Raw genomic sequence first — 14,997 nt, 5'->3', positions numbered from 1 at the left:
CCGGTATCGGGCGGAGCATGACTGTCACCTGCCGCGCTGTTCAATTTGGGTACAGCTGCTCCAATGCGATGCAGGAATCCCTATGAATCAGGCTGCATATCGACGCACACAAGGCCTATGCAACAGAATTTGTGCAGTAGAAACAAGCACGCCGCACCCAGGAAGGTTAACGTTCGCGGAAGGCACGTTTCCTGCATCAAAAATGTCATGAACAAGGCAAGCTCACCCGTTGCGCTCCCTCCCGACCTGCGCGCCTCCTGGCTGCGCAGCCAGGCGCATGGGCTGCAGACCGACCAGCCACTTCCGCTCGACCCGCTGAACCGGGCAGATCTCGCAGACCGTCTCGAGTCCAACGCCCGCCTGGTGACGTTCTCGCAACCGGTCATCGAGAACCTGCTGCGGCAGATCGACAGCAGGGACGCAACCGTACTCCTGACCGACAATCAGGGGCTCATCCTCAGTGCAAACGGGGACACCGGCTTTCTGGACCGGGCCGCCCGCGTCGCGCTCGGCCCCGGCGCGGCCTGGAGCGAGGAAGCGATGGGCACCAATGCGATCGGCACGGCGCTCGCCACCGGCGACATCATTGCGGTTCGCGGACATGAGCACTTTCTCGAGCGCAACCGCTTTCTGACCTGCGTCGCGATTCCCATCCTGGCACCCACCGGCGGCATCGCAGGCATCCTCGACATCTCGACCGATGCCAATGCCAACCTGTCGCATTCCAACGCGCTGTTGCGCACGACGGCCGAGATCATCGAGCACCGCCTCGTCGAGAGCATGGACGACGGCTTTCTTCGCGTGCGCTTCCACAACCGCCCTGAACTGCTCGGCAGCCCTCTCGAAGCCATTGCAGTGTTCGACGAGGGCGGGCGAGTGATGGCCTGCAACCGTAACGCCCGCAACGTGCTCAGGCTGCATCAGGAGTATCCGGACGCAAGCTGCGAAGACTGCTTCGCAATCACCTGGCAGAGACTGCTCGACTGGGCAGCCCTCGATCAGAGCCTTCCCTTCCCGCTGCGCGCCCGACAGGGCCAGACCCTGGCGGCCCGCGTCAGCCTTCATCGGCGCCCGCTCGACTTCAGCCAAGGCCGCACTCACGGCAAGACGGGGACACCCGGTGCAGGCAACCCGCCCGCAGCAAACGCAGACAGCGTCGTTGCCGTCACACGCAGCACACCATCAGGCGACCCCCGCGTCATCGCCGCCACGACACAGATCCGCCGTTGGGCCAGTGGCACAGGCCCGTTGCTGATCGAAGGTGAAACCGGCACCGGAAAGCATTACCTCGCAAGCACCCTCTGGCACGAGCATGCCCCCGGAACCCCGCTGATCCAGATGGATTGCCGCGCCCTCGCCTCCAGCACCGACATTGCCGCGGAGCTGGCAGTCGCAATGCGGCAGGCGCGCGGCGGTGCGCTCTATCTGAGCGACATCGACGCCCTGCCACTTTCATGGCAGGGCAGCCTGTTCGCAGATACGGCGCACCTCAGCCCGCGGCTTGTTGCCGCGACCCGCCGCAACCTCGATGTCCTGGTCGACGAGAACCGCCTCAACATGAGCGCCTTCGCTGCCAGCCACGGCATCGAAGTCCACCTGCCGCCGCTGCGCCGCCGCAGCGACTTCGACAGTCTGGTGCGCGGCTTCGTCCGCGGGGAATGTCCAGACCGTCCGATGTACGTCTGCCCCGACGCCCTCGCCCTGCTGCGCAAACACCGCTGGCCCGGCAACCTGAGCGAACTTCACAACCGCCTGCGCCTGATCCTCGCGCTGATGGGCGACGAAGCTGGGCAACTGTGCCCGGACGACATCCCCGAAGAGCTGCTGGAGCAGATCGGCGACTGAAGGTTCGACCGAGGCAGGCCTGCCCTGCTCGTGATCTCAATGATTGAAACGGCGGCCGTTTCGCGCAGTGGCACAGAGGACAACTCGTGCAGTCGTGCTTCTCCACGCCTCCGCGTGCCACTACCCCCTTTGGTACAGTGACGTTCCTGTCAGAGAACCACAAAGCGGATATTTTCCATGCACATCAACGCGGACTTCTCCCTGCGCGCCGTCGTACAACATCAGGACCTGCCCTGGGTCAGCTCTCCCGCTGGTGGCGTCGAGCGGCGGATGCTTGAGCGCGATGGCGACGAGGTGGCGCGCGCGACCTCGATCGTCCGCTACCTGTCGGGGGCAAGGTTCGAGCGCCACCTGCATGAACTGGGCGAGGAGATCTTCGTGCTCGAGGGCACATTCAGTGACGAATCGGGCGACTACGGCGCGGGCACCTATCTGCGCAATCCCCCGGGGTCGTCGCACGCACCGCACTCGGCCACGGGCTGCGTGCTGTTCGTGAAACTGCGTCACATCAACCCGGCGGATCAGGCCCATCTGGCAATCGATACCACGACCGCGACCTGGTATCCGGGACTTGTGCCCGGCCTGTCAGTGCTACCGCTTGCCGAGTTCGGCACCGAGCACACGGCGCTGGTGCGATGGGCACCGGGGACCTGCTTCAACCCGCACCGTCACTACGGCGGCGAGGAGATCTTCGTCATTGACGGCGTGTTCGAGGATGAATTCGGACGCTACCCTGCAGGCACCTGGATACGCAGCCCTCACCTGAGCCAGCACAAACCCTTCAGCCGCGAGGGCTGCACCATCCTGGTCAAGACTGGCCATCTGCCCCTCCCCACCGACATCGCGTCAGGGAAATGACATTTGCGGCTGTGGGGATGAGCACCTATGCTCCAGAGGCACACCCGACGCGCAGTGCCGTGCTTCGCGCTCACGCCGGGCGCTGAAGCGGAAGACATTTTCATGCATGCCCGAAGCATGTGTTTGCGGCACCGTCGAATATCGACTGTGAAAGCTCACGAACATGGACAAGGATATGCCGGACCTCGACAGCGAAACCCATGCGCTTCACGAACCCGATGCGCGCACACGCAAGTTTCAGGCAGTCGCAAGCTGGGTGGTCGTGGTCATCCTGATCGGCTTCGGCTCCTACGCCTTGATGAAGCTCGTGTCCGTGCATGAAACCCCGGGCACCTACTGGCGTGATCTGATCCGCGAGCAGTTTCCGGTACTGGTGGGCTTGCCCATGGCCGGGCTGGGCGCGCTGTTCGTCACGCTCATTCTGCGGATTTCGACCGGGCCGCTGGAGTTCGAGATGGCAGGGGTCAAGTTCAAGGGCGGCGCCGCACCGATCGTGTTCTGGATCATCTGCTTCCTGAGCATCGTGCTGTCCATCCGGATGCTGTGGCAGAGCTGATCCGCGCGTGCAGAACTATTTCCAGCTCACCGTCGATGCAAACAGGTAGCCCGCACCGTACACCGTCTTGATCACCTTGGCGCGCTGCGGGTTTTCCTCCAGCCGGCGGCGCAGGCGCGACACCCGCAGGTCGATGCTGCGATCGAGCGCGGACACATCGCGTCCGCTTAGCAGCTGCTCGCGCGACAGAATCTGGTTGGGATGCTCGAGCATGGTGATCAGCAGCTGTGCTTCGGCCAGACCAAGGGTGTCTTCCCTGCCGTCGGCGCTGATCAGCCGGTGCGTGCCGAGCTCGAAGCGCCAGCCCGCAAACTGCGCGACCTTGGCCGCGCCCAGCGCAGGATCCGGTTGCGCCGGCTCGTAGCGTCTCAGCACGCTGCGCACACGGGCAATGAGCTCGCGCGGCTCGAAGGGCTTGAGCACGTAATCGTCTGCCCCCAGTTCCAGCCCCATCACCCGGTCCGAGGTATCGGTCCGGCCGGTGACGATGAGCAGGCCGAAGCGATGCCGCGCGCGCACCTGCTGCAAGACTTCCATGCCATCCATGTCCGGCAGTCCGAGATCGAGAATGCACAGCTTGGGCTGCTGCACCCTCAGCCGGCGCAGGAAATCACTGCCGGTTCGAAACACCTCGCACTCATAACCAAAACGCTGCAGGGCGCCTTCAATCAGTCGTGCAACAGTTGCGTCATCTTCGACCACATGGATGAGCACGCTATCCTTGACCTGCATCCAGCCCCCGTATTTTCTTCTGTCGATGTACCCGTCTAGCGCCCCAAGGATGTGAGCGCTGCCGCAAGCTTATCGCGGCTGAAGGGTTTGTCCAGCATCGGGACGTCATCATCGCCTCTGCGCCCCGGCTCCGAACTCGCGTAACCGCTCATCAGCACCACCGGAAGATCGGGACGGAAGCGTCTCACGAAACGCGCCAGCGCGCGTCCGTCCATGCCGCCCGGCATGACCACGTCGGACAGCACGAGCGCGATCGACGCGACGTTCTCCACCATGTCGGCCGCCTCGTTGCCGCTTTCCGCCTCCAGCACGGTGCACCCGAGCGAAGCCAGCTGCTTTCGCACCACCTTGCGCACGTCGTCATCGTCCTCGACCAGCAGCACGAGACGGTCCTTGAGATCCATCCCGACCGCAGCAGGCGCATCCAGGTGCAAGGTCACGGCGGGGCGCGCTGCGCACGGCAGGATCAGCGCCACCGTGGTACCGACCGCCTGGCGGCTGCGAATGCGCACGCCACCGCCGGACTGCTTGATGAAGCCGTACACCATGGCCATGCCCAGACCACTGCCCATGCCAAACTTCTTGGTGGTGAAGAAAGGCTCGAACACGCGGGCAACGGTCGCCCCGTCCATGCCCATGCCGTTGTCGCTCACGGCGATCTGCACATAGTTGCCGGGCGGCAGCTCGAGGTCGGCCGCCTCCGCCCGCCCCAGCGCTTCGAGCGAAGATTCGATGCACAGCGCGCCGCCATTCGGCATCGCATCGCGCGCATTGAGCGCCAGATTGAGCAGCGCGCTCTCCAGCTGATGCGCGTCAACCATGGCGACCAGCTGATCGGTTTTCGACTGGGTGAGGATGGAGATATTGCCCGGCACCGAGCGCCGGATCAGGCGCGCCATGCTGAGCACGAGTTCGTTGACCTCGACCGGCTCCGGCGCCATCGGCTGCTGGCGCGAGAAGGTGAGCAGGCGCTTGATCAGCGTGGAGCCCCGCTCGGCGGCTTCCAGCGTCGGATCGACAAACTCGTCGATCACCGGATGCCCGGGCAGCGCCTCGCGCAGACCGGCGAGGTTGCCCATCACCACAGTCAGCATGTTGTTGAAGTCGTGCGCGAGGCCACCGGTCAGCTGGCCGATGGCTTCCATTTTCTGCGCCTGCGCAAGGGCGCTGAAAGTGCGCCGCTGTTCGGTGATGTCGACCGCATGGACAAAACAGCCGATCACCTCGCCATCCGGCCCCACGTCAGGCACGAGCGTGCTGCGAGCGAAGCGCATCATGCCGTCGGGCGCGATGAGCGAGTACTCGTAGGACACCTCCTCGCCTTCAAGCGCCCGCTCCACCGCGTCTTCCACGGCCTCGAACACCTGCAGCCCGATCACTTCGCGGATGGGCTGGTTGGCCATGGTTTCGCTGGTCCACCCGAACCACTCCGCATAACTGCGGTTGGCGTAACGGTAGATCCACTGATTGTCGAAGTAGGCGATATGCGCCGGAATGGTGTCGGTGATCTGGCGCAGTCGAGCCTCGCTGAAACGCAGCGCCGCAGTAATCCGGCGGTTGTCCTCGATGGCGGCGGTGAGCTCGGCATTGGAGCGGGTCAGCTCGGCGGTACGGCGCTCGATGGCGGCCTCCTGCTCGATCTGCTGACGTTCGATCTGGGTCTGCTTGGCATCGAGCTCGGTGATGTCCGAGTACAGCGCGATGAAGCCGTCGTGCGGCAGTGGAAAGCCACGGATCAGCAACAGCGTGCCATCCGGACGGCGACGCCGGGTTTCGTGGGGCTTGAACGCACGCGCGGCCTCCACCCGTTCGCTCACCTGCAGGTTGGGGTCGCCCGGCCCGTACTCGCCGCGATCGGCGTTGTAGCGGATGAAAGCCTCGAACGGCAGCCCGGGCTCGGCCATCGTGTCGGGGAAGTCGAGCAGGCGCAGGAAGGTGCGATTGCACGCGACCAGACGCAGGTTGCGGTCGAAAACCGTCACCCCCTGATCAAGCAGATCGAGCCCTGCAGCCGTCATCTCGCGATAACGGCGGTCACTGATTACCGGTTTGTTCGTGTCGCCAGCCGCAGCTGGCACCTGCCCTGATGTCATGCCGATTCACTCATTCCTGCACTCCCGCATTTTCCGGGTACGGACTGATTCTAGTCGGCCCGCAAGCCCCGGGGCAGCGCCGACAAGATTCAGTACATTTCCTCGAAATTGGTGACAAGTTTGTTTGTCATTCTGCTCCCGCGGCGCAGAACGACCACTGCCAGCCAGCCTGCCTGGGGGTTTCGGGGTTGCAGACGCGCGGTGACCGCCGGACCACCGGCAAGGGTTTCCAAAAAAACGTCATGGAGGAGCAAAGGGTGTCGACCAATCCTTACGAGCAGGGCCTGAACAAGAATGCAGCCAACTTTGTACCGCTGTCGCCCCTGAGCTTCATCGAACGCAGCGCCTGTGTATATCCCGACCGTGTCAGTGTGATTCACGGCGCACGCCAGTTCACCTGGAAGCAAACCTACGAGCGCTGCCGCCGCCTGGCAAGCGCGCTCACCCAGCACGGCATCGGCAAGGGCGACACGGTCGCGGTCATGCTGCCCAACGTGCCGGCCATGGTCGAGGTGCATTTCGGCGTGCCGATGACAGGTGCCGTGCTCAACACCCTCAACACCCGCCTCGACCCCGAAGCGATCGCCTTCATGCTGTCGCACGGCGAGGCCAAGGTGCTGATCACCGACCCCGAATTCGCAGCCATCGTCCGCCCCGCCCTCGACAGGCTCGAAGGCGAGAAGCCGCTGATCATCGATGCGCTCGACCCGGAATATCCTTCCACCGAATGCCTCGGCTCGATCGAGTATGAAGCCTTCCTCGAAACCGGCAAGCCCGACTTCGAATGGTCGCTGCCCGCAGACGAGTGGGACGCAATCGCCCTCAACTACACCTCGGGCACCACCGGCAACCCCAAGGGGGTGGTCTACCACCACCGCGGCGCCTATCTCAACGCCGCCTCCAACATCATCAGCTGGGGCATGCCGCAGCACGCCGTCTATCTGTGGACGCTGCCGATGTTCCACTGCAACGGCTGGTGCTTCCCCTGGACCATCGCCGCCAATGCCGGCGTGAACGTGTGCCTGCGCAAGGTCGACGTGGCACTGATCTATGAGCTGATCCGCAAGCACAAGGTCACGCACTTCTGCGGCGCCCCCATCGTCCACGGCATGCTGATCAATGCCAACGAAGCCTTGCGTGCCGGCATCGAGCACAAGGTGTCGGCCCTCATCGCCGGTGCGGCGCCCCCGGCCGCCATCATCGAAGGCATGGAGCGCATCGGCTTCGACATCACCCATGTCTATGGTCTGACCGAAACCTACGGCCCGGCTTCCGTCTGCGCCAAGCACCCCGAATGGGATGCCTTGCCGATCGACAGGCGCGCCGAGCGCAATGGCCGTCAGGGCGTGCGCTACCACATGCAGGAAGCGATCACCGTGCTCGACACCGACACCCTGCAACCGGTGCCCGCCGATGGCGAGACCATGGGCGAGATCATGTTCCGCGGCAATCTGGTGATGAAGGGCTACCTGAAGAACCCCAAGGCCACTGCCGAAGCCTTTGCCGGCGGCTGGTTCCGCACCGGCGACCTCGCGGTGATGCACCCGGACGGCTACGTGAAGATCAAGGACCGCTCCAAGGACGTGATCATCTCCGGCGGCGAGAACATCTCGTCGCTTGAGGTCGAGGAGGTGCTGTATCGCCACCCCGCGGTCATGACCGCAGCCGTTGTCGCCCGCCCCGACGAGAAATGGGGTGAAGTCCCGGCCGCCTTCATCGAGGTCAAGGAAGGCGCGAACGTCACCGCCGACGACATCGTCGCCCACTGCCGCGAGCATCTGGCCCGCTACAAGGTGCCCAAGCACATCGAGTTCTGCGTCCTGCCCAAGACCTCGACCGGAAAGATCCAGAAATTCGTGCTGCGCGATCAGGCGAAATCCGCTTCGGCAATCGGCTGACACGATCCCCGCCGTGCCATCGCGCACTGCGGCGTGCCAGACCTGCACCCAACGACACAAGGAACACGCACATGACCACTTACACCGCTCCCGTACGCGACATGCTGTTCGCAATGAACGAACTCGCCGGACTCGAGGACATCTACTCGCTGCCGGGCAATGAGGACGTCAGCGCCGATCTCGTCGAAGCCATTCTCGACGAAGCCGGCAAGTTCGCTGCCGAAGTGCTGGCGCCGATCAACGCCCCGGGCGATCGTCAGGGCAACACCTGGCACGACGGAGAAGTCAGCACCGCCGACGGTTTCAAGCAGGCCTACGAGGTGTTCTGCGACACCGGCTGGAACGGCATGCCCTCATCCACCGAGTTCGGCGGCCAGGGACTGCCGGTCACGGTATCCACCGCCGTGCTGGAGATGTGGAAGTCGGCCAACATGTCGTTCTCGCTGTGCCAGATGCTGACCCTGGGTGCGGTTGAAGCCATTGCCCATCACGGCAGCGACGAACTGAAATCGACCTTCCTGCCCAACATGGTGTCCGGCAAGTGGACCGGCACCATGAACCTGACCGAACCCCAGGCCGGCTCCGACCTCGCTGCGGTACGCAGCAAGGCCGAACCGCGCGGTGACGGCAGCTACGCGCTCTCCGGCACCAAGATCTTCATCACCTGGGGTGAGCACGACATGGCGGAGAACATCATCCACCTCGTGCTCGCACGCCTGCCCGATGCACCGCCGGGGGTGAAGGGCATCTCGCTCTTCGTCGCGCCCAAGTTCCTGGTCAATGCCGACGGCAGCCTCGGCGCCCGCAACGACCTGGTGTGCGCATCGATCGAACACAAGATGGGCATCCACGCCAGCCCGACCGCCGTCATGGTATTCGGCGAGAAGGAAGGCGCGATCGGCTACCTGGTGGGCGAACCCAACCGTGGCCTCGAGTACATGTTCACGATGATGAACCATGCCCGCCTCAACGTCGGCCTCGAAGGCGTGGCGATTGCCGAGCGTGCCTATCAGGCCGCGCTCGGCTATGCCCGCGAACGCGTGCAGGGCCGCATCATCGGCGACAAGTCGGGCGAGACCAAGCCCATCCTGCATCACCCCGACGTGCGTCGCATGCTGATGGACATGAAGGCCCGCACCGAGGCCACGCGCGCCCTCGCCTACTACGTTGCCGGCTGCATGGACCGCGCCCGCAGCGACGCCGACGAGAACGTGCGCAACAGCAACCAGAGCCGGCTCGAACTGCTCACCCCGGTGGTCAAGGGCTGGTGCACCGAAACCGCGCAGAGCGTGACCTGGAACGGTATCCAGGTACACGGCGGCATGGGCTTCATCGAAGAAACCGGCGCCTGCCAGCACATGCGCGATGCCCGCATCACCACCATCTACGAAGGCACGACCGCGATCCAGGCCAATGACCTGATCGGCCGCAAGGTGGCCCGCGAAGGCGGCCATGCCATGGCCGCCCTGATCGAGGAGATGTCGGCGACCCAGGCACAGCTCGAGGCGCATGCCGACGAGCAGTTGCAGAAGATCGGTGCGTCCTTCGGCAAGGGCATCCTGGCCCTGCGCGAAGCCACCGACTGGCTGCTGGCCAACTATGAGCTCAGCCCGCAGGCAGCCGCTGCCGGTGCCGTGCCTTTCCTCAAGCTCACCGGCACGGTCGCTGGCGCATGGCTGATGGCCCGCAGCACCGCCATCGCGATCGAGCGCATGCAGGGGCCGGATGCCGGCTTCTTCGGTGCCAAACTCGTCACCGCGCGCTACTTCGTCGAGCACGTGCTGCCCGAAGCCAACACCCTGCGCGACGCCATCGTGAACGGTGCCGAATCCGTGCTGGCACTGCCCGAGGAGCTGTTCTGATGAGCCGCGAATCGATGGAATACGATGTCGTCATCGTCGGCGCCGGCCCCTCGGGGCTGAGCACCGCGATCCGGCTCAAGCAGCTTGCCGAAAAGGCCGGGCGCGAACTGTCGGTGTGCGTGGTGGAGAAAGGTTCGGAGGTTGGTGCGCACATCCTGTCCGGCGCGGTGATCGAGCCGCGTGCGCTCAACGAGCTCTTCCCCGACTGGAAGGAACGCGGCGCCCCGCTCAACACCCCGGTCACAGAAGACCACTTCATGCTGCTGTCGGAGAAAGGTGCCCGCAAGCTGCCGACCCCGCCGCAGATGCACAACGAAGGCAACTACATCATCAGCCTGGGCAACTTCTGCCGCTGGCTGGGTGAGCAGGCCGAGGCGCTCGGCGTGGAGATCTACCCCGGCTTCGCCGCCGCCGAAGTGCTGTTCGACGAAGCCGGTGCGGTGCGTGGCATCGCCACCGGCGACATGGGCGTGACCCGCAACGGCGAGCCAGGCCCCAACTACCAGCAAGGCATGGAGCTGCATGCGCGCCAGACGGTGTTTTCGGAAGGCTGTCGCGGTTCGCTCACCAAGGGTCTGATGGCGCGTTACGACCTGCGCCGCGATGCCGACCCGCAAACCTACGGCATCGGCATCAAGGAGTTGTGGGAGGTCGATCCGGCCGTCCATCGCCCCGGCCTCACCGTGCATACCGCCGGCTGGCCGCTCAAGTCGGACACCTACGGTGGCTCCTTCCTGTATCACCTCGAAGGCAACCTGGTGTCGGTGGGCTTTGTCGTCGGCCTCGACTACAGCAACCCCTGGCTGTCGCCGTACGAAGAGTTCCAGCGCTTCAAGACCCACCCCGAGATCCGCAAGTACTTCGAGGGCGGCCGCCGCGTGTCGTATGGCGCACGTGCGCTGTCTGAAGGCGGCTTCCAGTCCCTGCCCAAACTCACGTTCCCGGGCGGCATGCTGGTCGGCGACACCGCAGGCTTCCTCAACGTGCCCAAGATCAAGGGCACCCACATGTCGATGAAGTCGGGCATCGAAGCCGCTGCAGCACTGTTCGCGCACCTGACGGCCGACGATGCAAAGACGACTGAAGTCACGGGCTACCCCGAGCGCCTCAAGGCCAGCTGGCTGTGGGACGAACTGTACTCGGTGCGAAACGTCCGCCCGTCCTTCCGCTGGGGCCTGTGGGGCGGCATCGCCTACAGCGCCATCGACACCTTCCTGTTCCGCGGCCGCGCGCCATGGACCCTGCGCAACCATGCCGACCACACCCAGCTGAAGAAGGCGGCCGACTGCGAGCAGATCGTCTATCCGAAGCCGGACGGCAAGATCAGCTTCGACCGCCTGTCATCGGTCTTCATCTCGGCCACCAACCACGAGGAAGAGCAGCCCTGTCACCTGCGGCTGAAGAATCCGCTGACGCCCATCGTCACCAACCTCGCCGATTTCGAGGCCCCCGAGCAGCGCTACTGCCCGGCCGGCGTGTATGAAATCGTGCGTGAAGAGCAGGGCCCACGCCTGCAGATCAACGCCCAGAACTGCCTGCACTGCAAGACCTGCGACATCAAGGACCCGACGCAGAACATCGACTGGGCGGTGCCCGAAGGCAGCGGCGGCCCCAACTACCCGAACATGTAATCAAACCCGCACGAAAGCATCAACAAACAACTTTTAACAGACGAGGAGAGACATCGTGTCCATGCAACGCCCTCACGGGGCCGAACAGCCCTACTGGCCATTTGGCCCCTTCAAGATCCGGCTGCCCTTCATCCACTATCGCTGGGAATATCCCGAGATGATCCAGGGCCTGATCATGTTCGTGGTCGGCCTGGCGATGATTCCGCTGCTGCAGAAGTATCTCGGCATGCCTTATGAGGCTGCGCTCGCCTTCTGCGTGATCGCCGGTGTCGGCTACATGCTGCCCGCCCTGCTCGGGGTGCCACTGGTACCGGGCTGGATCACCCCGGCCATTCCGGTGGTGATCCTCTTCCTGCAAGGCTTCGAGCCCGGCCCCGAGGCGATCAAGGCGCTGTTCGCGCTGCAGATCGAAGTGTTCGCGATCTTCCTGATCCTGGGCATCACCGGCCTCGGCAACCGCCTGGTCACGGTCATCCCCAACTCGCTCAAGTCCGGCATCATCATCGGCGCCGGTATCGCCGCGATGATGGGCGAACTCAAGGTCGGCGGCCGTATCGACAACACCCCGATCTCGCTGATCATCGGCTCGATCGTGTCGGCATACGTGCTGTTCTCGCTGTCGTTCAAGAGCATCGTCGAGAAGAACGTGTGGGCCAAGCGCATCTCCAACTTCGGCATGGTGCCCGGCATGATCCTGGCCATGCTGGTCGGCTGGGCCGTGGGTGAGTACCCGTGGCCGGACGTGCAGTGGGGCATCACCAATCCCGACTTCAAGCTGATGTGGAACTACCTGGTGTTCTCCACCGGCCTGCCCGACGCCAGCACCTTCCTGCTCGCGCTCCCGACCGCCATCATTGCCTACGTGATCGCCTTCGGCGACATCGTGGTCGGCTTCACCCTGGTGAAGCGTGTCGACCACCTGCGTGAAGACGAGAAGATCGAAGAGGGCATCACCCGCGTTCACCTGGTGACCGCCATCCGTAACGGCATCCACGCCTTCTTCGCACCGTGGCCCGGCCTGGCCGGTCCGTTGTGGACGGCTGCGCATGCCACGGTTGCCGAGCGCTATGCACTCGGCCGCAAGGCGATGGACTCCATCTACAGCGGCGGCGGCACCTTCTGGATCACCGGCTTTGTCGCACTGTTCATGCTGCCCCTGGTCAGCATCTTCAAGCCGGTGCTGCCGATTGCGCTCTCGCTCACCCTGGTGCTGACGGCTTACATCTGCATCATGGTCGGTATGGAAGAGCTGAAGAACTCCACCGAGCGCGGCGTGGCCGGCATCGTTGCGGTCACCCTGGCGATGCCCGACCCGAAATCCACCGTGTATGCAGTGGTGATCGGCCTGGTCCTGTACTTCCTGATCGAGCGTCCGCATCGCATCGGCACCCGTGAAACCAAGGATGTGAGCATCCTTGCCAACACCACTGCCGAAATGGAAGCGGCCGACAGCCACGGTCAGACCCGCGGTTAAACGCACACGGCCACCATTGCCCTGCAAGGGGTCATGGTGGCCGCCTCCCACGCCCCCGCCCCCATGTCCGCACTCATTCACCGCCTCTGCGGCGCCGACGCCGAACCTCTCCCGCGCAGCCGGAGCCTCGTCCGTCTGGGACTGACCGTTGCGCTTGTCTCCCTCTATGCGCTGACCATGCTGCTTGTCTTTGCGCCCGAAGCGCTGCACTGGGCCACGTTCGGAAACTGAACACCCACCGCCTGCCGCGCGCCCTCATCGTGGTGCAAGCCGCCCACCAATCCGGGCTAAAATTGGCCGCATTCCATTCCGGCCTTCCCCATGTCCAGTTTTCTGACCGCAGCGCTGTACAAGTTCGTCCGCCTCCCCGACTTCCGTGAGCTGCAAGCCCCGCTGCTGGATTGCTGCAACCGTCATCAGGTCAAGGGCACGCTGCTGCTGGCCGAGGAAGGCATCAACGGCACCATCGCCGGACTGCCCGACGACATCGAAGCGGTGCTGGCCTGGCTGCGCAGTGATCCGCGTCTGGCCGAACTCGAGCACAAGTCCTCGTGGGCCGACTCGCCACCGTTCCAGCGCATGAAGGTGAAGCTCAAACGCGAGATCGTCACCCTTGGCGTGGAAGGCGTATCGCCGACCAACATGGCTGGCGAATACGTCAAACCCGAAGACTGGAACACGCTGATTGCCGACCCCGACGTGGTGGTGGTCGATTGCCGCAACGATTACGAGGTGGCCATCGGCACCTTCGACGGTGCGGTCGATCCGCACACCCGCAGCTTTTCCGAACTGCCCGCCTGGGTGGAAAAGGAGTCCGCACCCGGCGGTCTGCTCGCCGACAAACCGAGGGTGGCGATGTTCTGCACCGGCGGCATCCGCTGCGAGAAATCCACCGCCTTCATGCGCATGCAGGGCTTCGAGGCTGTCTATCACCTCGAAGGCGGCATCCTCAAATACCTCGAGACCATTCCCGAAGCTGACAGCAGCTGGCAGGGTGAATGTTTCGTGTTCGACGACCGCGTCTCGGTCGGCCACGCGCTGGTGCCGGGCGGGCTGGGCCGCTGCCTTGCCTGTGGCTACCCGCTCACCGCAGAAGAACAGGCCTCCGAACAGTACGAGGACGGCGTGAGCTGCCCGCATTGCTGCGACTCGACCGAAGAACGCAAGGCCGAACTACGCGAACGCCGCCGCCAGCAAGCGCTGGCCGCAGAACAGAAGCGCGCCGACGACAAGGCGGCACGCCCCAAACCGTGAGCGACGGCGCCCTGCCCCTGCTGTATTCGTTCCGGCGCTGCCCGTATGCGATGCGGGCGCGTCTGGCGATTGCAGCCAGTGGCCAGCAGGTGGCGTTGCGCGAAGTCGTGCTCAGGGACAAACCGCCCGAACTGATCGCCGCCTCGCCCAAGGCGACGGTGCCAGTGCTGGTTCTGCCCGATGGCCAGGTGATCGAGCAGAGCATCGACATCATGCTGTGGGCGCTGCGCCTGCACGACCCGCAAGCCTGGCTGAATCCGCCATCGGGCTCGCTCGACGGGATGCTGACGCTCATCGCCCGCAACGACAGCAACAGCGAAGGCGGCTTCAAGCACCACCTCGACCGCTACAAGTATCCGAACCGCTATCCGGGCGCAGACGCCGCACAGCATCGCAGCGCAGGCTCCGCCTTCCTGATGGAACTCGAACACCGGCTCGAAGCGACGGCATGCCTGTTCGGCAACCGTCCCGCACTCGCCGACATGGCGATTGCCCCCTTCGTGCGCCAGTTCGCCGCCACCGACCCCGACTGGTTTGCCGGCCAGCCCTGGTCGCGACTGCAAGCCTGGCTGACCACCATCACGACAAGCCCGCGCTTCAATCACGTAATGGGCAAGTACCCGCAGTGGCGAGCAGGTGCGCAACCCACCCAGTTTCCATAATCAGTCCAAGAATCGACTCACGCGGAGACGCATAGAGCGCAGAGAAGCTCCATTCGGATTTCCTCCGCGCTCTCCGCGCCTCCGCGCGAAACACCAGCCCCGCCATCACCAACGACGCAGGAAGGCGCTGGC

Annotated in this window: 11 protein-coding genes; 9 read left to right on the top strand and 2 right to left on the bottom strand. The window is 64.3% G+C overall.

All coding sequences use genetic code 11. The annotated features are described in order from the left end of the window. The first annotated feature begins 207 nt into the window (after positions 1-207). The 3 genes from AC22G6_RS03310 to AC22G6_RS03300 all read left to right on the top strand — a co-directional run bounded on the left by AC22G6_RS03310 (position 208) and on the right by AC22G6_RS03300 (position 3,259). Positions 208-1,845: a sigma-54-dependent Fis family transcriptional regulator gene (locus tag AC22G6_RS03310; RefSeq protein ID WP_487365614.1), complete on the top strand. Its 1,638-nt coding sequence runs from the start codon at positions 208-210 to the stop codon at positions 1,843-1,845. A gap of 177 nt (positions 1,846-2,022) precedes the next feature. Continuing rightward, positions 2,023-2,703, top strand: coding sequence for a cupin domain-containing protein (locus AC22G6_RS03305; protein ID WP_487365613.1), 681 nt, complete (start codon positions 2,023-2,025; stop codon positions 2,701-2,703). Between the two features lie 163 nt (positions 2,704-2,866). After that, positions 2,867-3,259, top strand: coding sequence for a hypothetical protein (locus AC22G6_RS03300; protein ID WP_487365612.1), 393 nt, complete (start codon positions 2,867-2,869; stop codon positions 3,257-3,259). A gap of 15 nt (positions 3,260-3,274) precedes the next feature. On the opposite strand, the gene AC22G6_RS03295 is transcribed toward AC22G6_RS03300, so the two are convergent. After that, positions 3,275-3,991, bottom strand: a complete 717-nt coding sequence (locus tag AC22G6_RS03295) for a response regulator transcription factor (protein WP_487365611.1) — start codon at positions 3,989-3,991, stop codon at positions 3,275-3,277. 35 nt (positions 3,992-4,026) lie between these two features. Beyond that, the gene (locus tag AC22G6_RS03290) at positions 4,027-6,084 is read right to left on the bottom strand and encodes a PAS-domain containing protein (RefSeq protein ID WP_487365610.1); all 2,058 of its coding nucleotides are present in this window, start codon (positions 6,082-6,084) and stop codon (positions 4,027-4,029) included. A gap of 257 nt (positions 6,085-6,341) precedes the next feature. Here AC22G6_RS03290 and AC22G6_RS03285 point away from each other — a divergent pair, with 257 nt between their 5' ends. The 6 genes from AC22G6_RS03285 to AC22G6_RS03260 all read left to right on the top strand — a co-directional run bounded on the left by AC22G6_RS03285 (position 6,342) and on the right by AC22G6_RS03260 (position 14,865). Beyond that, positions 6,342-7,982: an acyl-CoA synthetase gene (locus AC22G6_RS03285; RefSeq protein WP_487365609.1), complete on the top strand. Its 1,641-nt coding sequence runs from the start codon at positions 6,342-6,344 to the stop codon at positions 7,980-7,982. 71 nt (positions 7,983-8,053) lie between these two features. Next, complete coding sequence (locus AC22G6_RS03280; RefSeq protein WP_487365608.1) at positions 8,054-9,844, top strand: acyl-CoA dehydrogenase; 1,791 nt, start codon at positions 8,054-8,056, stop codon at positions 9,842-9,844. Beyond that, positions 9,844-11,475, top strand: a complete 1,632-nt coding sequence (locus tag AC22G6_RS03275) for an electron transfer flavoprotein-ubiquinone oxidoreductase (RefSeq protein WP_108949091.1) — start codon at positions 9,844-9,846, stop codon at positions 11,473-11,475. Before AC22G6_RS03280 ends, AC22G6_RS03275 begins: the two co-directional genes overlap by 1 nt. A gap of 61 nt (positions 11,476-11,536) precedes the next feature. Then, the gene (locus AC22G6_RS03270; RefSeq protein WP_487365678.1) at positions 11,537-12,949 is read left to right on the top strand and encodes a xanthine/uracil/vitamin C permease; all 1,413 of its coding nucleotides are present in this window, start codon (positions 11,537-11,539) and stop codon (positions 12,947-12,949) included. 321 nt (positions 12,950-13,270) lie between these two features. Then, positions 13,271-14,203, top strand: a complete 933-nt coding sequence (trhO, locus tag AC22G6_RS03265; RefSeq protein WP_487365607.1) for an oxygen-dependent tRNA uridine(34) hydroxylase TrhO — start codon at positions 13,271-13,273, stop codon at positions 14,201-14,203. Beyond that, positions 14,200-14,865: a glutathione S-transferase gene (locus tag AC22G6_RS03260; protein ID WP_487365606.1), complete on the top strand. Its 666-nt coding sequence runs from the start codon at positions 14,200-14,202 to the stop codon at positions 14,863-14,865. The genes trhO and AC22G6_RS03260 overlap by 4 nt, the downstream gene beginning before the upstream one ends. Positions 14,866-14,997 lie beyond the last annotated feature (132 nt).

This window comes from Parazoarcus sp. PS-13 R2A (assembly GCF_057621855.1).
The sequence above is the reverse complement of the archived record's forward strand: the minus strand, read 5'-3'. Positions and strand labels throughout refer to the sequence as shown.